The organism is Pseudomonas sp. BP8 (assembly GCF_017875955.1).
Classification (GTDB): domain Bacteria; phylum Pseudomonadota; class Gammaproteobacteria; order Pseudomonadales; family Pseudomonadaceae; genus Aquipseudomonas.
This window is the reverse complement of sequence record NZ_JAGINK010000001.1, coordinates 5,673,590-5,690,633: the sequence shown is the minus strand read 5'-3', so window position 1 is coordinate 5,690,633 and position 17,044 is coordinate 5,673,590. Positions and strand designations below refer to the sequence as shown.

Here is a 17,044-nt window from a genome sequence, read left to right as displayed (position 1 = left end):
ATTTGTTAAGTTTGTTTTTCTGCGAGATTGATGTGAAAAGCCAATCAATCAGACGATAGGAAAAACCTGGGCGACCACGCAACCCAGCCTGCCCGCAGCTAAGCTTGATGGGCTTGGCCGCGCATCATGCTGGTTCACCCAAACAGGAGCTCATTGCCATGCGTACCCTGATCATGCTCTCGCTGTTGCTCGTCAGTGCCACCTCGCTCGCCTCGCCAAAATGCACCACCGCCGAACGCAGCACCTGGCAGGACCCGGAGAAATTCCAGACCCAGCTCAAGGATCAGGGCTACAAGATCAACAAGTTCAAGATCACCGATGGCAACTGCTACGAGATCTACGGCTTCGACCAGCAAGGCCGCAAGGTCGAGATCTACCATGATCCGGTCACCGGCAAGGCGGTGAAGACCGAGATCGACGACTGATGCCGGCCGCCACGGTGCGGCTGTGGGACCCTCTGCTGAGGTTCTGTCACGGGTCATTCGCGGCGGTGTTCTTCGCCAATTACTTCTTCAATGAAGAGGGCGACGACTGGCACCAGTGGCTCGGTTATTACGCCGTTGGCTGTTTGCTGGTGCGGGTCGGCTGGGGATTCGTCGGGCCGCGCAGTGCGCGCTGGAGCGACTTCTGGCCGACTCCCGCGCGGCTGGCTGCGCATGCTCGGGCGCTGCGGCGAGGGCAGCCGTTTCATCGGCTTGGGCATTCACCGATTGGCGCGTTGGTGATGCTGTTGATGTTGGGTTGTGTCGCCGGGCTGGGTTTGACTGGCTGGCTGTCTCAGGAAGTGGACGCGCTCTGGGGGGCTGATTGGCCGGTGGATGTGCACAGCGTTCTGGCCAATACGCTGCTGGCGCTGGTCTGTGTGCATGTGCTGGCGGCGATCGTCGAGAGTGTGCGGATGCGGGAGAATCTGCCTTGGTCGATGATTACCGGGCGCCGGCGTGGGCCTGGGGATCGGTGAGCATGGGGCCGCGTTACGGCCCTTTCGCGACACAAGGCCGCTCCCGCAGGGTGCGCGCCAGTGTGGAAACAGTGCGCGGTTATTCAGCCCCTGCTGGACCGTGCCGATGGCTTCGACGGCTTGCAACGCGCCGATCACCGCTTAAGATGTGTCGGATCGCTTGCGGGTGTAGTCTCACCCTCCAGAAAACCGGACGACCGTCGTGCTGACGGTCGCCCCATGCATAAACACCTGATGAGGTACTGACATTGGCCATCATTCATCCTAAGGTCCGCGGTTTCATCTGCACCACGACCCATCCGAAGGGCTGCGAGCTCAACGTCCGTGACCAGATTGAAGCCACCCGCAAGTTGGGTGTCCGCGAGGATGGGCCGAAGAAGGTCCTGGTGATCGGTGCATCCAGCGGCTACGGCCTGGCTGCGCGCATCACTGCGGCGTTCGGCTTCAAGGCCGATACCCTGGGCGTATTCTTCGAAAAGCCTGGTACCGAAACCAAGCCTGGCACCGCCGGCTGGTACAACGCGGCAGCCTTCGACAAGTTCGCCAAAGAAGAAGGCCTGTACAGCAAGTCGATCAACGGTGACGCTTTCTCCGATGAAGCGCGGGCCAAGGTCATCGAGCTGATCAAGACCGAAATGGGCGGCAAGGTCGACCTGGTCATCTACTCGCTGGCTTCGCCAGTGCGCAAGCTGCCACAGACCGGTGAAATGATCCGCTCTTCACTTAAGCCGATCGGCCAGCCGTACAAGTCGACCGCCATCGACACCAACAAGGACGTCATCACCGAAGCGTCGATCGAGCCGGCTACCGAGCAGGAAATCGCCGACACCATCACCGTGATGGGCGGCCAGGACTGGCAGCTGTGGATCGATGCCCTGGCTGATGCCGGTGTGCTGGCCGAGCAGGCCCGTACCGTTGCCTTCAGCTACATCGGCACCGAGATCACCTGGCCGATCTACTGGCATGGTGCGCTGGGCAAAGCCAAGCAGGACCTGGACGACACCGCGCTGCGCCTGGACCAGAAACTGGCCGGCGAGATCAAGGGCGGTGCCAATGTGGCCGTACTGAAGTCGGTGGTCACCCAGGCCAGCTCGGCTATCCCGGTAATGCCGCTGTACCTGTCGATGGTCTTCAAGATCATGCAGGAGAAGGGCGTTCACGAAGGCACTCAGGACCAGCTCGACCGCATGTTCCGCGATCGCCTGTTCCGTGCCGACGGTGCCCCGGCCGAAGTCGACGAGAAGGGCCGTCTGCGCCTGGACGACTGGGAACTGCGTGACGACGTCCAGGACGCCTGCAAGGCGCTGTGGCCGCAAGTGACCACCGAGAACCTGTTCGAGTTGACCGACTACGCCGGTTACAAGAAGCAGTTCCTCAACCTGTTCGGCTTCGAGCGCGCTGACGTCGACTACGACGCTGACGTCGCCACCGACGTCCAGTTCGACTGCGTCCAGCTGTAAGCAAGCCTCTGGCCGTGCACCTGCATCGCGCAGGTGCACGGTTCTCGCCTCGGCAGGGAGTGCGCCATGAGCAGCCTCACCCAACCCGCCAGTGCCTTTCGCGTTGATGCCGCCGACGGCTACAGCCTCGGAGGATTTAGCTGGCGCCATGCTCAAGCCGATCCCCAGCGCCCGCTGGTGATCATCAATGCCGCCACGTCGGTGCGCTGTCGTTACTACTCGCGTTTTGCCGATTACCTGTTTGCCCAAGGCTGCGACGTGCTGACCTACGATTACCGTGGGATTGGCGAGTCGAGGCCGGCCTCGCTGCGCGGTTTTCGCGCGAGCTGGAGCGACTGGGGGCGGCTTGATTTCGAGGCCATGCTGCAGCTCGCTAGCGAGCAGTTTCCCGGCCAGCCGGTAGACGTGGTGGGGCACAGCTTTGGCGGCTGGGCAGTGGGGCTGGCGCCGTCTGCACAGCGGGTGCGGCGGGTGGTGATGGTGGGTGCGCAGTTCGCCTACTGGCGTGATTATGCGCCTGAGCAGCGCTGGCGACTGGTTGGCAAATGGCATGTGCTGATGCCGTTGTTGACGCGGCTGCTGGGGTATTTTCCGGGGAAGCGTCTGGGCTGGCTGGAAGATACCCCGACCGGCGTCGTGCGGGACTGGAGCACACCGACGCCGCGCTTTGAGCACAGGCCGAGTGGCCGGTTGCTGGCGCAGGTGCCGTTTGCCCAGGTGCGGGCGGCGACGCTGGCGATCAGCTTGAGTGATGACCCGTTTGGTACGGTGGCGGCGACTGAGCGTTTGCTGGGGTATCTGACGGCGGCCAAAAGCTCCCACCTGCGGGTGGCGCCGGGTGATATCTCAGTGGACGAGATTGGCCATTTCGCGTTTTTTCATGATCGCTTTCGCGCGGTGCTGTGGCCGATTGCGTTGCACTGGATGCAGCATGGGCGGGTGCTGCCAGAGGCGCCTGGGCAGCGATTGCGCTGACAGGGCCGGCCTCTTCGCGGGGCAAGCCCACTCCTGCAGGGGCATGCAGCGCTGCAGATCCCTGTAGGAGCGGGCTTGCCCCGCGAAGGGGCCGCAAAGCGGCCCCAGCGCTATCAGGCCAGGCGCTTGAGCGGCTGCTCGGCGAATTTCACCCCAGCCAGGCCATAGGCAATCAGCGCCCGGATATTGCCATGGTCGCTGCCATCCGGCGTCGCCACCACACTGCGGTAATGCTCACCAAACGCCAGCAGCGCTTCGCGATCGGTCAGGCCTTCAAGCAACGCCAGGCCCAGGGTCTTGCACGAGCCTTCGTTCTGCCCGGCAGCATTTTCCACATCGCCATTGGTGAAGGCCTGAGGCGTGTAGCTGTAATGCTCGGCAATGAACGCCAGGGTATCGGCAAAAACATGTTCGCCGCCTTCCAGGCTGGCACGCAGGGTATTCAGATCAGTCACGGGGTTTTCCTTGTTCGAACGCCGCTTGCTGCTCGGCGCTGGCTTCTTTCTGGTGTTGGGCTTTCCACTCGGCATAAGGCATGCCGTACACCGCTTCGCGGGCATCATCCAGGCTCAGCTCGATCTGCTGATCGTCGGCCGCGGCCTTGTACCACTTGGACAAGCAGTTACGGCAAAAGCCGGAGAGGTTCATCAGGTCGATGTTCTGCACGTCGGTACGCTTTTGCAGGTGTTCGACCAGGCGCCGGAACGCGGCGGCTTCGAGTTCGAGCTGTTGTTGCGGGGTCATGGGCTTCTCTCAGGTCATGCGGTTCTTCAGATGACGGCCACCATTGATGACCACCTGGCTGCCGGTGCTGTACTGGCTGTCGAGCAGGTATCTGACCGCCTCGATCAACGGCCCGGCACCGGGTTCGAACTCCAGCAGGGCCTTTTTCAGGGTCTGCTGGCGGTAGGCCTCGTCGCCGCCTTCCTTGAGAATCAGCAACCCCGGCAGGATACCGTTGACGCGCACCGTCGGCGCGTATTTCTCGGCAAACGACAGCACCATGTTCTGCAGCGCAGCCTTGGTCGCGGCGTAGCCGATGTGGCTCTTGCTGCCGCGCGAGGAGGTCTCGTCGCAGATATGGATGATATCGGCCTTGGCGACCTGGGTCAGCAACCCACCCAGGGCCAGGTTGAGGTGGTAGGGCGCCTCGACATGCAGGCGGAACATCATCTCGAGGTTGTCCAGGCCGTCGTCGAGCCACACCGAGGCGTTGTGGATGATCGCCCGCAGGCCGTCGTAGTGGCTGTGCAAGTGATCGATCAGGGCCTGGCGGTCGGCCTGCTGGCAGAGGTCGGCGCGAAACTGCTGAATGTTCGGATGCGGGGTCTGCGCCTGGACGTGCCGGCTGGCGGTGACCACGCAATGGCCGGCCTCTGCCAGTTCCAGCGCCAGAGCCAGCCCGACGCGTTGGCTGGCTCCGGTTATGAGGATAGGGCTATTCATGTTCAGGGCGGTCTACTTGTCTGTGCGTGCAGTGATGCCCCAGCATACCCGAACTGTTTGCCTCTTGCGTGGCGTGCCTCAGCGGCTGCGCAGGCCTCGTGCCGATTGCTCGGCGCTGCTCGGCGTGGGGTGCAGCCAGTTGGCCAGCAGGCGGGTCGACAGCGGAATGAACAGATAGACCATGACCGGCGTCAGCCCCAGGGTACTGAGCAAGACCCTGGGCAGCAGGTCGAGCGCCGACAGCCAATGGCCGAACAGCACATTGAACAGCAGCGACACCGGGAAAAACGCCAGCCAGATGGCCACGGCCTGTTTCCAGCGCGGTGGCTTCTGCACCGGATGAGTGCCAAACCAGTCGTCGATACCGCTGACGCGCTGCTCCCTGGGGCGCTCGAACAGGCCGTCGCCGCGCAGCAACCAGGCACGGCGCGAGGCGGAATGCTCCCAGGCATGCAGGGTCAGCTCGTCGGTAAAGCGGAAGATGATCTGAAACTCATCGCCATCGCGGGGCGGTGCGAGAATGCCCGAGCCCAGGTAGCCGGGGAAGTCGGTAGCCAGCTGCTCGCCTTCGTGCAGCCAGGTCAGCAAGTCCTGGTAGCGGCCGTGGGCAGCGCGGCGCGACACCATCAAGGTGACAGGTGGGGTAGACATTGTGTATCTCCTGGCGACGGGGCTGGCGGGTAGCTGTCCCCTTGGCTTGATCGCCCGGGGTGGTGGGCGACGCAAGCATGCATGCAAGAATTGGGCGCGGATTATCGCGCAAAATGCGTGACTCGTCAGTTCGGCAGGCGTTTCAGTTGCGGCAGTGAACAGGTAAGTGCTTGCTGAGGGGTCAGCTCACTACCTGCGTGTGCAACTCCGGATGGGCCGCACGGTGGGCCTGGAGGATGTATTCGCGCAGGCGCTCGATTTCGTCCGAGGGGCTGCGGCTCAGGTCGTAGGCGGCCAGGTCGCGGCCGATGCGCCGACGCAGTACGCCGTGCAGGTGAATCGGTTCGATGCCCTCGGGGGCGAAGTGCAGATCAAAGCGCTTGGGCGCCTCTTTATGGCCGTGCACTTCCAGCAGCGCGCCCTTGAAGGAGATATCGCGCACCCACAGGCCGCTGTCTTCACCCTGTTCGCCGAGCAACACTTCCGGCTCATCCATGGTCAAGCGCCAGGGACGCAGCATGGGGCCGTCTTCGTAGATTTCCGGGGAGCCGAGTTGCAGGTGCAACGCGTGGAATTCGTCTTCGACCAGTTGCAGCGGGAAGCTGATCTGCTGGTTGTTGAACTGTGCCTGCAAAGTGACCTGCTCGTTGGCCGCCAGGCGCGTGAGCAACTGCTGGAGCTGGCGGTCGCCATTGACCAACAGGCCCGACATGGGGTCAGCCAGGTTCAACTGCGGCGAATGCTGCATGTCCTGGATGAAGTTCATCTCGTCCTGGGTGAGGAGGGCATCTGCTTGTTGCATGATCGAACTCGAAGGGGGCGATTTCTACAAGAGTGAGAGATGGACAGCGATTACCGCGCTTGGTTCAGCGGTGCATAGCAGATTCGAGCGTTCGGCACGTTGCGCCTGGCTTTTCCCCCCATCGCGCCGTGCATGCGGCCTTTTGCCACTGCAGAATGCTAGTATCCTACGTTTTCACTCAGTTTCGGAATCCTCTTTCAGATGAAAGTCGCCATTATTTCCGGGTCGGTGTATGGCACCGCCGAAGAAGTCGCTCGTCATGCCGCATCCTTGCTCACGGCTGCCGGTTTTGAAGCCTGGCACGCGGCACGCGCCACCGTTCAGGACATCCAAGGTTTTGCCCCGGATGCGTTTCTGGCGGTGACCTCGACCACAGGCATGGGCGAGCTGCCCGACAACCTGATGCCGTTGTTCAGCACGATTCGCGACACCCTTCCAGCAGCCTGGCGCGGGCTGCCAGGGGCGGTAATCGGCCTGGGCGATTCGAGCTATGGCGATACCTACTGTGGCGGTGGCGAGCAACTGCGCGAGCTGTTTGCCGAGCTGGGCGTGCGCGAAGTGCTGCCGATGCTGCGTCTGGATGCCAGTGAGACCGTCACCCCGGAAACCGATGCAGAGCCATGGTTGGCTGAGCTGGTGGCCGCGCTCAAGGGCTGATGGTTGTGTTTGCCAGGTCGCTGCGGTGACCGTTCATACCCCTGACCCGCAAGGTCATCAAGCTGGCTGCCAACGCAAGTTTCGCCGTTACCGGCGCTGACTAGACTAACCCTCGACGCGACATAGAGAGCACATGTAAGTGCCGAGGTGACATGCAATGACCGCAGCCTTGCCGTATTCCGTTCACCGCAATCCACCGGGACCACTCTGATGCCTTTGGCTGAAATTCCATTGTGCGTCTGGCGAACCCGGGGTCAGAGTTTTTCATTCCGGGGCCAGAGCATTCGATACTGGACCGCAGGGCAAGGAGAGCCCCTGCTTCTGTTGCACGGCTTCCCCACAGCCAGCTGGGATTGGCACTATCTGTGGGGCCCTCTGGCCCAGCGCTTTCGCGTGGTGGCTTGCGACATGCTCGGCTTTGGCGATTCGGCCAAACCGCTGGGCCACACCTATAGCCTGATCGAGCAAGCCGATTTGCAGCAGGCTTTGCTTGCGCATCTGCAGATCGATGAACCGGTGCACTTACTGGCCCATGACTACGGCGGCAGCGTCGCTCAGGAGCTACTCGCCCGGCACCATGAGCAGCGCGCCGAAGTGGCCAGTTGTGCCTTCCTCAACAGCGCGTTGTTCCCCGAGCGCTGCCCATTGCTGCTGGTGCAGAAGCTGCTGCTCAGCCCGCTCGGTTGGCTGGTCGGCCGTTCATTCGGGCGTGATGACCTGGTGCGCACGGTCAGCCAGATCTACGGGCCCTGCACCCATCCGAGTGAAAGTGCGCTGGATGACTGCTGGAGCCTGATTGTCGCCAATGGCGGCACGCGCATCATGCACAAGCTGATGAGCTACGTTCCTGAGCGGCGGATGTACCGTGATCGCTGGGTCGGCGCGCTGCAGCGCAACGGCGTGCCGCTGCGTTTCATCAACGGCGCGGTCGACCCGCTTTGCGGTGCGCACATGGTCGAGGCCTACCAGCAACACGTGCCGGACGCCGACACCGTGCTCTTGCAGGGCATCGGTCACTATCCCCATATCGAAGCACCGGTACAGGTGCTGCGTCATTACCTGAGCTTTCGCGAGCAGCCGCTGAGCTACCTGCCGCAGAAAGTTGCCTGGTCCTAGCGTTTTTGCTCGGCCGATGCCTGTCATCGGCCGATCTTATTGCCCGTCATTCAGCCCCAGTGCGCTTGATTGTCCATCGCGTGCGGCTGGCCGAAACTGCCTGCCATCCCATCCTTGCCTGGAGCGTTGAACATGAGCGAATCGGTACGTCTGCAAGACCGTGTGGTGATCGTGACCGGCGCCGGTGGCGGCCTGGGCCGGGCCCATGCACTGCTGTTTGCCGCCCACGGCGCCAAGGTGGTGGTCAACGACCTGGGCGGTTCGACGCACGGCGAGGGCGCCAGCGCCTCGGCGGCCGATCGGGTGGTCGAAGAGATTCGCGCCGCGGGTGGTATGGCGTTGGCCAACCATGATTCGGTCACCGACGGCGCGCGCATTGTCGAACAGGCGCTGGACACTTATGGCCGGGTCGATGTGGTGGTCAACAACGCCGGTATCCTGCGTGACAAGACCTTTCACAAGATGGAAGACGCTGATTGGGAGCAGGTTTATCGGATTCATGTCGAGGGTGCCTACAAGGTCACCCATGCGGCCTGGCCGCACCTGCGCGGGCAGAACTGGGGGCGGGTGATTTTCACCGCGTCGACCTCGGGCATTTATGGCAATTTTGGCCAGGCCAATTACGGCATGGCCAAGCTGGGCCTGTATGGCCTGACCCGGACTTTGGCCATCGAAGGCCGCAAGCATGGGATTCTGGTCAACGCGATTGCCCCGACGGGTGCCACGCGCATGACCGAAGGGCTGATTCCGCAGCAAGTGTTCGAGCGGCTCAAGCCTGAGTTGATCAGCCCGCTGGTGGTGTTTCTGGGCAGCGAGCAGTGCCAGGACAGCGGCGGTCTGTATGAAGTGGGCGGGGGCTGGGTGGGTAAAGTGCGCTGGGAGCGTAGTCTGGGTGTTGGCTTCGATCCGCGTGAAGGATTCACGCCTGAGCAGGTGGCGCAGCATTGGTCGCAGATCGCGGATTTTGACGGCGCCGTGCATCCTGAGGACAGCCTGCAGGCACTGCAGCAGATGATGGCGAACCTGCAGAAGTATCCTCTCGGCTGAGTGCTGCTTGAACCTGAGACGAAAACGGTTTTTCACGGATTGTTGGGGGAAGATGATGTGTTGGCTTGGCTTGGCTGGCTTAGGAATTGTGGGCTTATTCAGTTGATGTGGTGCCACCACTGGCCCCTTCCGCCCTTACGGCCATCCCTTTCAAGGTCTTTGCGTTAACTTCGGATTTCATCATGTAGGCCAGCAATGCCGGGGGCGCAGCGCCCCCGGCTCACTCAAGCCAGACTAAATTTCAAAGACCTTGAAAGGGATGGCCGTAAGGGCGGAAGGGGCCAGTGGCGCCACCCCATCAAACGGATAAGCCCAAAACCCACAACCCCGAGAGCCAGCCCCCCAGCCCCAGGCAACTCGTAAAGAACCCAAAAAAAAAGCCGCTGCAACCGCAGCGGCCAATCGAGACGTCAGATCAAGGAGCTTCAAAATCAACGTCGGTACAGCATGGTCGGCCGCAAAAGGCGGGGGGAGTGCCCTTCGTGCCAGCCAGTGAGATCAGAATAAGCGCTTGATCCCGAGGGAAAAATACCCACTTATGACATTCACTTTTACGCATAAGGTAAGAGTAAACCCCGCAACCATCCCAGCGCATGGTTGGCGTTTCAGCTCCCAGGCGCGTACCCCATCCGCCAACTGATATCCCGAGTCGCCGCCAGCAATCGCTTGGCCGCCGGCCCATGCTCATCGGCATGAAAGATCGAAGTAGGCCCCACCACAGTCATCACCGCGACAATCTGGCCCATGGCGTTGAATACCGGTGCCGACAGCGCATCAACCCCCGGCATCAACAGCCCATGCACATGGTGCAAACCCTGCTCGCGGATGCCCGCCAGCAGCGCTTGATAGTCGTCGACCGTCTGCCCCAGCACCGCCAGCTCCCGCTCACGCAGTTCGCCGATCTCCCGTTCCGGCAAATGAGTCGCGAACACCAGTCCGGTGGACGAACTGAGCAGCGGCAGCACTGAGCCAATCTGCGTCACCACGGTCACCGCCCGCACGGCCGGCTCGATGCTGACCACCGTCGCGCCCTGATTGCCCCAGACCGCGATAAAGCAGCTTTCGTTGAGCTCATCACGCAGCTCCGACAGCGGCAGCGCCGCCACTTTCAGGACATCAATGCTGCCCAGCGCAGCCATGCCTACGCGCAACGCTTCGCGGCCCAGCCCATAGTGATTGGTGGCCGAATCCTGCTCGGCGAAGCCGCTGGCGATCAGTGCCTGCAGGTAACGGTGGACCTTGCTCGCCGGCATGCCCACATGCTCCGCCAGGCGCGACAGTGAGGTGGACGGGGAGAGTTCGGCGAGCGCCTTGAGGATGTCGGTGCCGACTTCCGCCGAGCGGACCTTCTGCTTGCCGGTGTCGGCAGAGTTGCTGGCTTTGGCCATGGAGAAGTGCGTCCAGAGTGACAGATGGCGACTTTATAGCTTGACGCCGGGTAACGAGCAAATTACGTTATTCGTAATCTGATTACGATAAAAACAAATGCAGACGCGCTGCCACCCCTGTGCCAATCAGCAGAGAGTCGGCCCAGCAGCCAACTGCCAGCACGGCTCCCAGTGAGCCCGGAGGCACAGATGACCCGCGACACGTCCCCCTCGCTCGATTACCTCAGCGGCTTCGGCAACGAGTTCGCCAGCGAGGCCCTGCCTGGTGCCCTGCCGATCGGCCAGAACTCGCCGCAGAAGGCGCCGTATGGCCTGTACACCGAGTTGCTCTCGGGCACCGCATTCACCATGGCCCGCAGTGAATTGCGCCGGACCTGGCTGTACCGGATTCGCCCGTCGGCGCTGCACCCGCGCTTCGAACGCCTGCAGCGCCAACCGCTCAACGTTGCGTTGGGCGCGGTCACGCCTAACCGGCTGCGCTGGAACCCCCAGCCGATGCCCAGTGAACCGACCGATTTCATCGACGGCTGGCTGCCCATGGCGGCCAATGCTGCGGCGGACAAACCGGCAGGGGTGAGCATCTACATCTACCGGGCCAACCGCTCGATGGAGCGGGTGTTCTTCAATGCCGACGGCGAATTGTTGCTGGTGCCTGAGCACGGCCGCCTGCGCATCGCCACCGAGGTGGGTGTGTTGGAGGTCGAACCGCTGGAGATCGCGGTGATCCCGCGCGGCATGAAATTCCGCGTCGAGCTGCTCGACGGCCAGGCGCGCGGCTACCTTGCTGAGAACCACGGTGCGCCGCTGCGTCTTCCCGAACTCGGCCCGATCGGCAGCAACGGCCTGGCCAACCCACGCGACTTCCTCACCCCGGTGGCGCACTACGAAGAGGTCACTGGCCCCCAGCAACTGGTGCAGAAGTTTCTGGGTGAACACTGGGCCTGCGAGTTGCAGCATTCGCCGCTCGACGTGGTTGCCTGGCATGGCAGCAACGTCCCGTACAAATATGACCTGCGGCGGTTCAACACGATCGGCACGGTCAGCTTCGACCACCCCGACCCGTCGATCTTCACCGTGCTGACCTCACCGACCAGCGTGCACGGCCTGGCCAACATCGACTTCGTGATCTTCCCGCCGCGCTGGATGGTGGCCGAGAACACCTTCCGTCCGCCGTGGTTCCATCGCAACCTGATGAACGAGTTCATGGGCTTGATCCACGGTGCCTACGACGCCAAGGCGGAAGGCTTCCTGCCCGGCGGTGCTTCGCTGCATGGCGTGATGAGCGCCCATGGCCCGGACGCCGAGACCTGCAGCAAGGCAATTGCCGCCGACCTCGCGCCGCAGAAGATCGACAACACCCTGGCGTTCATGTTCGAGACCAGCCAAGTGCTGCGCCCGAGCCAGCCTGCACTCGAATGCCCGCAATTGCAGGCCGACTACGACAGTTGCTGGGCGACTTTGCCGAGCACCTTCAACCCGAACCGGAGATAACCCATGAACCAGACCGCCATTGCCCGTAGCTGGGTTGAGCACGCCAACGGGCATAGCGATTTCCCGCTGCAGAACCTGCCGCTGGGCATTTTCAGTCGACCGGATGAAGCACGCCGTTGCGGCGTGGCCATCGGCGATGCAATTCTCGATCTGGAGTCCGTGCTGGCGGCCGGCCTGTTCGACGGTGAGGCCAAGGCGGCGGTCGAGGCAACCCGCGGCGGCGCGCTGAACGCGTACTTTGCCCTCGGCAGCAAGGCCCGGGTTGCATTGCGCGAGCGGCTGCTGGCGCTGCTCGGCGAGCACAGCGAACACCAGGACGTATTGCAGGCGGCGCTTTATCAGGCCAGTGAGTGCCAGTTGCACCTGCCGGCCAAGGTCGGCGACTACACCGATTTCTACGTGGGTATCAACCATGCCAACAACGTCGGCAAGTTGTTCCGCCCCGACAACCCGCTGCTGCCCAACTACAAGTACGTACCTATCGCCTATCATGGTCGCGCCTCGACCTTGCGCCCCTCCGGCACCGACGTGCGCCGGCCCAAGGGCCAGACCCTGCCCGCTGGCCAGAGCGAGCCAACCTTTGGCCCGTGCGCGCGCCTGGACTACGAGCTGGAGCTGGGCATCTGGATCGGCCAGGGCAATGCCATGGGCGACTCGATCGCCATCGGCGATGCCGCCGAACATGTCGCCGGCTATTGCCTGCTCAATGATTGGTCGGCGCGCGATATCCAGGCTTGGGAATACCAGCCGCTGGGCCCGTTCCTGTCGAAGAGCTTTATCACCAGCCTGTCGCCGTGGGTCGTCACTGCCGAGGCGCTGGCGCCGTTCCGCTGCGCTCAGCCGGCCCGCCCCGAGGGCGATCCGCAGCCGCTGTCGTACCTGCAGGACAAGCGCGATCAGGCCAATGGCGCCTTTGATATCGAACTGGAAGTGTTGCTGATCACCGAGCGCATGCGCGAACAAGGCCTGCCTGCCCATCGCCTGACCTTGAGCAATAGCCTCAGCATGTACTGGACCGTGGCACAGATGGTTGCCCACCACAGTGTCAACGGCTGCCAGCTGCAGCCTGGCGACCTGTTTGGCTCGGGCACGTTGTCCGGAGTGCAGCCGGGCTCCTACGGCAGCCTGTTGGAGATCACCGAGGGTGGCAAGCAGCCGATCGAGTTGGCCAGCGGCGAAGTGCGCAAGTTTCTCGAGGATGGCGACGAAATCATCCTGCGCGCCCGCTGCCACCGCGAGGGTGTCGCCAGCATCGGCTTCGGCGAATGCCGTGGCACGATCATCGCCGCCAACTAAGAGGGCAGGGCGATGGAACTGTTCGGCTATTACCGTTCCACTTCCTCCTACCGGGTATGCATCGCCTTGGCATTAAAGGGCCTGGATTATCAGGCCCTGCCAGTCAACCTGCTGAAGGGCGAGCAGCGCGCGGCGGACTACCTTGCGCTTAACCCGCAGGGGCGGGTGCCAGCCCTGCGCACCGACGGCGGTACACTGCTGGTGCAGTCGCCGGCGATCATCGAGTACCTCGAGGAAACTTATCCACAGCCGGCACTGCTGCCCGCCGACGCCGAAGCGCGGGCCAGGGTACGCAGCGTGGCCGCGCTGATCGGCTGCGATATCCACCCGCTGCACAATGTCAGCGTGCTCAACCAGCTGCGTCAGCTAGGGCACGACGAAACTCAGGTCAACCAGTGGATCGGCCACTGGATCAGCCAGGGCCTGACGGCGGTGGAACAGTTGATCGGCGACCATGGCTTCTGCTTCGGCAGCACGCCCGGTGTCGCCGATATCTACCTTGTCCCTCAGCTGTATGCGGCCGAACGTTTTTCTGTCGACCTCAGCGGTTACCCGCGGATTCGGCGGGTGGCCGCGTTGGCTGAAACCCACCCGGCGTTCGCCAAGGCGCATCCGGCGTGCCAGCCAGACGCGCCGGCTTAGTGGATCGACGGGCTGCTGGCGGGGAGGTGGCCCAGGCGTTCGCTCAACTTCACCCGCTGGACGGGGTCATCGGTCAGCAGCAGTGCATGCTCCAGATCGAAGCGCTCCGCCTGTGGGCAGTCCAGCCGTTGATAAAGGGTGGCCCGCGCCAGGTAGTCACTGACCTGCACCGGCCCCAGTTGCATGACCCGTTCGGCATCAATCAGCGCGGCCAGGTCGTTGTCGTTGCTGATGTGCAGCTGGCGCAGGTTACGCGACAGGCGTTGCAGCATCTGCAGCGGGCTGGCGGCGAGCATGTGCTCGGCCGTCAGCGTTACCTGCGGACCAAACTGGCGAGCGAGCAACTGGCGGCATTCGGCAGGGTACAGCCGACGCCCACCGCAGGGGTCGAGCAGGTGATCGGCGCCGGGTACACGCAGCAGGAAGTGCCCCGGAAAGTTCACCCCTTCTAACGGAATCGACAGGCGCCTGGCCAATTCGAGGGTCAGGATCGCCATGGCCAGCGGCTGGCCGCGACGACGCTGCAAAACTTTGTCCATCAGCGCCGCTTGCGGCCGCAGGGGGTGGTATTCGTCCTGCTGAAAACCCAGCGCGTTGAGCTGGCGCAGCAGCGGTTGGGCCAGCTCGCAGAGGGGCAGCATCGGCAGGCTGGCGTTGATCTCGCGCTGCAAGTCATGCACCCGGGCAAGGCTGTCCGCAGGCACGACACTGCGGTCGTGCTCGGCAGCAATCCATAACGAGGCTTCCAGCAGGGCGACCGGCTTGCGTTCCAGGCAGGCCAGGGTGGCTTGGCGTGGCTTCATGAAAATCTCCCGACACGCTTAACTATTAGCTCTGGCGCGCGGTTTCGTCCAGTGGTCTGGCGGTCAGGCGCCCACCGGCGGGCTGCCTATACTGTCAAGAGCACCTCAACGGGGAGCCGGTCGATGTTCGCGCTCATGCAAAGCACCCGCACGCAGTCCCTGCACCTGTTCATCGATCCACCGACCGGCCTCAAGGCCGTGGTGGCGATTCACAGCCAGCAGCTCGGCCCCGCCTTGGGTGGCTGCCGCTACCTGCCCTATGCCGATGACGAAAGCGCCATGACCGATGCCATCCACCTGGCCCAGGGCATGAGCTACAAGGCGGCCCTGGCTGGGCTGGCGCTGGGCGGCGGTAAAGCGGTGATCATGCGCAACCCGCATGTGGAAAACCGTGCGGCGCTGTTCGAGGCGTTTGGTCGCTTTGTCGACAGCCTGCAGGGGCGTTTCATCACGGCAGTCGACAGCGGCACGTCGACCCTGGACATGGACTGTATTGCCCAGAGCACCCCGCACGTGACCAGTACCACAGCCTCGGGAGACCCCTCGCCGCATGCGGCCATGGGGGTGTTCGCGGGTATCCGCGCGACGTCGATGGCGCGACTGGGCAGCGATAACCTTGAAGGTTTGCGCATTGCCGTGCAGGGTTTGGGCAATGTCGGCTATGCCTTGGCCGAGCAGCTGCATGCGGCGGGTGCAGAGTTGTTGGTCAGTGACCTCGACCCGGGCAAGGTGCGTTTGGCGGTGGAGCAGTTCAATGCTCATCCGGTTATCAACGATGCGCTGATCAGCACGCCTTGCGATATTTTCGCGCCCTGTGGGGTTGGCCCGGTGCTCAACGGACAGAGCGTGATGCAACTGCGTTGTGCGGCGGTGGCGGGGGCGGCGAATCACCAGCTGACTACCTTGCAGGTGGCGGATCAGTTGGAAAAACGCGGGATATTGTACGCGCCGGACTACGTGATCAATGCCGGTGGGCTGATCTACGTGGCGCTGACTCACCGCGGAGAAGGGTTGGGCACGATTACCGCACACCTGGCGCGGATACCCTCCCGGCTGACGGAAGTGTTTGCTCATGCCCAGGCGGAAAAACGTTCGCCGGCGCGGGTGGCGCAGATGTTGGCGGAGCGGTTGTTGTACGGCTGAGCGAGCTCTTGGGGTTGGCTGACAGGGCCTCTTCGCGGGGCAAGCCCGCTCCTACAGGATTTTTGCCAGCCGCGGGATTTGCGCCCGAAACAAATCCTGTAGGAGCGGGCTTGCCCCGCGAAGAGGCCCTGTCAGGCAACCCGCCGCTTATTCCTCGCCACCACCCTCAAGCAACTCCCCCAACGCATCCGGCTGGCTCTTGAACGCCCGCGCGAACACATCGCGATTCTTCGCCATATAGATACCGGCTTCCTCGACCTGCTGCTCGGTCAGCGAAGGCACCGCCTTTTGCAGCACTTCGGCCAGGCGCTCGGCCAGTTCGAGCATCTTGTCATGACGATCAGCTTCGGCTTTATCCATGAACAAGCGCTCCGGGTCGCGGCTGCTGCGGTACACCACTTCGACGGCCATTCATCACCTCTGTGCCTTTTAGCTGGTTGATTGCTAGATTACTGTATCTATATACAGTAATCGCTGCGGGTGCCTCAGTGCAACTAAATAGTGGCCATTTATCCCGCTGAAAAGCGTAGCGCACAGGTGCCTTGCGGCAATCGGTCGCCTTCCAAGGCAGGTGCCTGGCCTTTTAACTGCATGGCACAAGCGTCACAGACGTGGCGCATCATCCTTCATGTCGTATCGGGGACTGGACAATCGTGAACATCAAATGGGCAGAAAAACTGCGCAAGGGCCTGCACGGCACCGCCGACTCGCTGGGTAACCTGTGCGTCGAGTCATTCCACTACCTGGCGTTGTTCGGTATCGGCGGTATCACGGCCTGGGCGGCGGTGATGACCTTTCTCGACATGCTCGGCAAAGGGCAGGTAAACGTCGATGACATTCTCCTGCTGTTCATCTACCTGGAGTTGGGGGCGATGGTCGGGATCTACTTCAAGACCAACCACATGCCCATCCGCTTCCTGCTGTACGTGGCGATCACCGCCCTGACGCGTCTGCTGATCGGCGACGTTTCGCACCATAAAGCGCCGGATGAAGGCTTGCTGTACCTGTGCGGAGGCATCTTGCTGCTGGCGTTCTCGATTCTGGTGGTGCGCTATGCGTCCTACCGCTACCCCTCCAGCCGAGTGCTCGATGCCAATGGCAACCAGGTCGATGAAAACAAGTAAGTCGTTAGTTATATAGGCCTGGGGCGGTGCCGCCGTGCTGTT

General features: G+C 62.6%; 20 protein-coding genes. 12 read left to right on the top strand and 8 right to left on the bottom strand.

Features of this window, described 5'->3' with window-relative positions; all coding sequences use genetic code 11:
- The first annotated feature begins 158 nt into the window (after positions 1-158).
- The 4 genes from J3B00_RS24935 to J3B00_RS24920 all read left to right on the top strand — a co-directional run bounded on the left by J3B00_RS24935 (position 159) and on the right by J3B00_RS24920 (position 3,396).
- Positions 159-425, top strand: a complete 267-nt coding sequence (locus J3B00_RS24935; protein ID WP_209873654.1) for a PepSY domain-containing protein — start codon at positions 159-161, stop codon at positions 423-425.
- A complete protein-coding gene (locus J3B00_RS24930) occupies positions 425-961 on the top strand; it encodes a cytochrome b/b6 domain-containing protein (RefSeq protein WP_209873651.1) in 537 nt (178 codons plus the stop codon). Before J3B00_RS24935 ends, J3B00_RS24930 begins: the two co-directional genes overlap by 1 nt.
- Before the next feature lie 248 nt (positions 962-1,209).
- Positions 1,210-2,421: an enoyl-ACP reductase FabV gene (fabV, locus tag J3B00_RS24925; RefSeq protein ID WP_209873647.1), complete on the top strand. Its 1,212-nt coding sequence runs from the start codon at positions 1,210-1,212 to the stop codon at positions 2,419-2,421.
- 66 nt (positions 2,422-2,487) lie between these two features.
- On the top strand, positions 2,488-3,396 hold the full coding sequence (locus J3B00_RS24920) for an alpha/beta fold hydrolase (RefSeq protein ID WP_209873644.1): 909 nt from the start codon (positions 2,488-2,490) through the stop codon (positions 3,394-3,396).
- 113 nt (positions 3,397-3,509) lie between these two features.
- On the opposite strand, the gene J3B00_RS24915 is transcribed toward J3B00_RS24920, so the two are convergent.
- From J3B00_RS24915 to J3B00_RS24895, 5 genes are all read right to left on the bottom strand, one after another.
- Positions 3,510-3,851 (bottom strand): HopJ type III effector protein, encoded by a 342-nt coding sequence (locus tag J3B00_RS24915; protein ID WP_209873640.1) that lies wholly within the window; start codon positions 3,849-3,851, stop codon positions 3,510-3,512.
- Positions 3,844-4,140: a DUF1244 domain-containing protein gene (locus J3B00_RS24910; protein ID WP_209873637.1), complete on the bottom strand. Its 297-nt coding sequence runs from the start codon at positions 4,138-4,140 to the stop codon at positions 3,844-3,846. Before J3B00_RS24910 ends, J3B00_RS24915 begins: the two co-directional genes overlap by 8 nt.
- A 9-nt stretch (positions 4,141-4,149) precedes the next feature.
- Positions 4,150-4,842: a dihydromonapterin reductase gene (folM, locus tag J3B00_RS24905; RefSeq protein ID WP_209873633.1), complete on the bottom strand. Its 693-nt coding sequence runs from the start codon at positions 4,840-4,842 to the stop codon at positions 4,150-4,152.
- 78 nt (positions 4,843-4,920) lie between these two features.
- Positions 4,921-5,493: an antibiotic biosynthesis monooxygenase gene (locus tag J3B00_RS24900; RefSeq protein ID WP_209873630.1), complete on the bottom strand. Its 573-nt coding sequence runs from the start codon at positions 5,491-5,493 to the stop codon at positions 4,921-4,923.
- A 181-nt stretch (positions 5,494-5,674) separates the two neighbouring features.
- Entirely contained in the window at positions 5,675-6,295 is a 621-nt protein-coding gene (locus J3B00_RS24895) for a hypothetical protein (protein ID WP_209873627.1), read from the bottom strand.
- A 201-nt stretch (positions 6,296-6,496) separates the two neighbouring features.
- Between J3B00_RS24895 and J3B00_RS24890 the strand changes: the two genes are divergently transcribed.
- The 3 genes from J3B00_RS24890 (at position 6,497) to J3B00_RS24880 (ending at position 9,115) form a co-directional block, all read left to right on the top strand.
- Complete coding sequence (locus J3B00_RS24890) at positions 6,497-6,952, top strand: flavodoxin (RefSeq protein WP_209873624.1); 456 nt, start codon at positions 6,497-6,499, stop codon at positions 6,950-6,952.
- Positions 6,953-7,162: 210 nt separating this feature from the next.
- Positions 7,163-8,068 carry an alpha/beta hydrolase gene (locus J3B00_RS24885; protein ID WP_209873621.1) on the top strand — a complete coding sequence of 302 codons (906 nt, stop codon included), beginning with the start codon at positions 7,163-7,165 and terminating at the stop codon, positions 8,066-8,068.
- 132 nt (positions 8,069-8,200) lie between these two features.
- The gene (locus J3B00_RS24880; protein WP_209873619.1) at positions 8,201-9,115 is read left to right on the top strand and encodes an SDR family oxidoreductase; all 915 of its coding nucleotides are present in this window, start codon (positions 8,201-8,203) and stop codon (positions 9,113-9,115) included.
- A 605-nt stretch (positions 9,116-9,720) separates the two neighbouring features.
- Here the strand turns inward: J3B00_RS24880 and J3B00_RS24875 are convergent.
- Positions 9,721-10,503 carry an IclR family transcriptional regulator gene (locus J3B00_RS24875; RefSeq protein WP_209873616.1) on the bottom strand — a complete coding sequence of 261 codons (783 nt, stop codon included), beginning with the start codon at positions 10,501-10,503 and terminating at the stop codon, positions 9,721-9,723.
- A 189-nt stretch (positions 10,504-10,692) separates the two neighbouring features.
- Here J3B00_RS24875 and hmgA point away from each other — a divergent pair, with 189 nt between their 5' ends.
- The 3 genes from hmgA to maiA are packed head-to-tail and all read left to right on the top strand — an operon-like array spanning position 10,693 to position 13,932.
- Entirely contained in the window at positions 10,693-11,994 is a 1,302-nt protein-coding gene (hmgA, locus tag J3B00_RS24870) for a homogentisate 1,2-dioxygenase (RefSeq protein ID WP_209873614.1), read from the top strand.
- A gap of 3 nt (positions 11,995-11,997) precedes the next feature.
- Positions 11,998-13,290, top strand: coding sequence for a fumarylacetoacetase (gene fahA, locus J3B00_RS24865; RefSeq protein ID WP_209873611.1), 1,293 nt, complete (start codon positions 11,998-12,000; stop codon positions 13,288-13,290).
- Between the two features lie 12 nt (positions 13,291-13,302).
- Positions 13,303-13,932 carry a maleylacetoacetate isomerase gene (gene maiA, locus J3B00_RS24860; RefSeq protein ID WP_209873608.1) on the top strand — a complete coding sequence of 210 codons (630 nt, stop codon included), beginning with the start codon at positions 13,303-13,305 and terminating at the stop codon, positions 13,930-13,932.
- Here the strand turns inward: maiA and J3B00_RS24855 are convergent.
- Positions 13,929-14,735 carry a tetratricopeptide repeat protein gene (locus J3B00_RS24855; RefSeq protein ID WP_209873605.1) on the bottom strand — a complete coding sequence of 269 codons (807 nt, stop codon included), beginning with the start codon at positions 14,733-14,735 and terminating at the stop codon, positions 13,929-13,931. The genes maiA and J3B00_RS24855 overlap by 4 nt on opposite strands.
- A 123-nt stretch (positions 14,736-14,858) precedes the next feature.
- Here J3B00_RS24855 and J3B00_RS24850 point away from each other — a divergent pair, with 123 nt between their 5' ends.
- Complete coding sequence (locus J3B00_RS24850; protein ID WP_209873603.1) at positions 14,859-15,878, top strand: Glu/Leu/Phe/Val dehydrogenase; 1,020 nt, start codon at positions 14,859-14,861, stop codon at positions 15,876-15,878.
- 147 nt (positions 15,879-16,025) lie between these two features.
- Here the strand turns inward: J3B00_RS24850 and J3B00_RS24845 are convergent, their stop codons facing one another.
- Positions 16,026-16,289: a YebG family protein gene (locus J3B00_RS24845; protein WP_209873601.1), complete on the bottom strand. Its 264-nt coding sequence runs from the start codon at positions 16,287-16,289 to the stop codon at positions 16,026-16,028.
- 242 nt (positions 16,290-16,531) lie between these two features.
- Here J3B00_RS24845 and J3B00_RS24840 point away from each other — a divergent pair, with 242 nt between their 5' ends.
- Entirely contained in the window at positions 16,532-17,002 is a 471-nt protein-coding gene (locus J3B00_RS24840; protein ID WP_209873598.1) for a phosphate-starvation-inducible PsiE family protein, read from the top strand.
- Positions 17,003-17,044 lie beyond the last annotated feature (42 nt).

Excerpts from the sequence above, each read along its gene's own strand:
- J3B00_RS24900 (WP_209873630.1), bottom strand. The coding sequence starts at position 5,493 with ATGTCTACCCCACCTGTCACCTTGATGGTGTCGCGCCGCGCTGCCCAC.
- J3B00_RS24885 (WP_209873621.1), top strand. The coding sequence starts at position 7,163 with ATGCCTTTGGCTGAAATTCCATTGTGCGTCTGGCGAACCCGGGGTCAG.
- J3B00_RS24910 (WP_209873637.1), bottom strand. The coding sequence starts at position 4,140 with ATGACCCCGCAACAACAGCTCGAACTCGAAGCCGCCGCGTTCCGGCGC.
- J3B00_RS24895 (WP_209873627.1), bottom strand. The coding sequence starts at position 6,295 with ATGCAACAAGCAGATGCCCTCCTCACCCAGGACGAGATGAACTTCATC.
- J3B00_RS24935 (WP_209873654.1), top strand. The coding sequence starts at position 159 with ATGCGTACCCTGATCATGCTCTCGCTGTTGCTCGTCAGTGCCACCTCG.
- J3B00_RS24875 (WP_209873616.1), bottom strand. The coding sequence starts at position 10,503 with ATGGCCAAAGCCAGCAACTCTGCCGACACCGGCAAGCAGAAGGTCCGC.
- J3B00_RS24880 (WP_209873619.1), top strand. The coding sequence starts at position 8,201 with ATGAGCGAATCGGTACGTCTGCAAGACCGTGTGGTGATCGTGACCGGC.
- J3B00_RS24930 (WP_209873651.1), top strand. The coding sequence starts at position 425 with ATGCCGGCCGCCACGGTGCGGCTGTGGGACCCTCTGCTGAGGTTCTGT.
- hmgA (WP_209873614.1), top strand. The coding sequence starts at position 10,693 with ATGACCCGCGACACGTCCCCCTCGCTCGATTACCTCAGCGGCTTCGGC.
- folM (WP_209873633.1), bottom strand. The coding sequence starts at position 4,842 with ATGAATAGCCCTATCCTCATAACCGGAGCCAGCCAACGCGTCGGGCTG.
- J3B00_RS24845 (WP_209873601.1), bottom strand. The coding sequence starts at position 16,289 with ATGGCCGTCGAAGTGGTGTACCGCAGCAGCCGCGACCCGGAGCGCTTG.
- J3B00_RS24850 (WP_209873603.1), top strand. The coding sequence starts at position 14,859 with ATGTTCGCGCTCATGCAAAGCACCCGCACGCAGTCCCTGCACCTGTTC.
- fahA (WP_209873611.1), top strand. The coding sequence starts at position 11,998 with ATGAACCAGACCGCCATTGCCCGTAGCTGGGTTGAGCACGCCAACGGG.
- maiA (WP_209873608.1), top strand. The coding sequence starts at position 13,303 with ATGGAACTGTTCGGCTATTACCGTTCCACTTCCTCCTACCGGGTATGC.
- J3B00_RS24920 (WP_209873644.1), top strand. The coding sequence starts at position 2,488 with ATGAGCAGCCTCACCCAACCCGCCAGTGCCTTTCGCGTTGATGCCGCC.
- J3B00_RS24855 (WP_209873605.1), bottom strand. The coding sequence starts at position 14,735 with ATGAAGCCACGCCAAGCCACCCTGGCCTGCCTGGAACGCAAGCCGGTC.
- J3B00_RS24890 (WP_209873624.1), top strand. The coding sequence starts at position 6,497 with ATGAAAGTCGCCATTATTTCCGGGTCGGTGTATGGCACCGCCGAAGAA.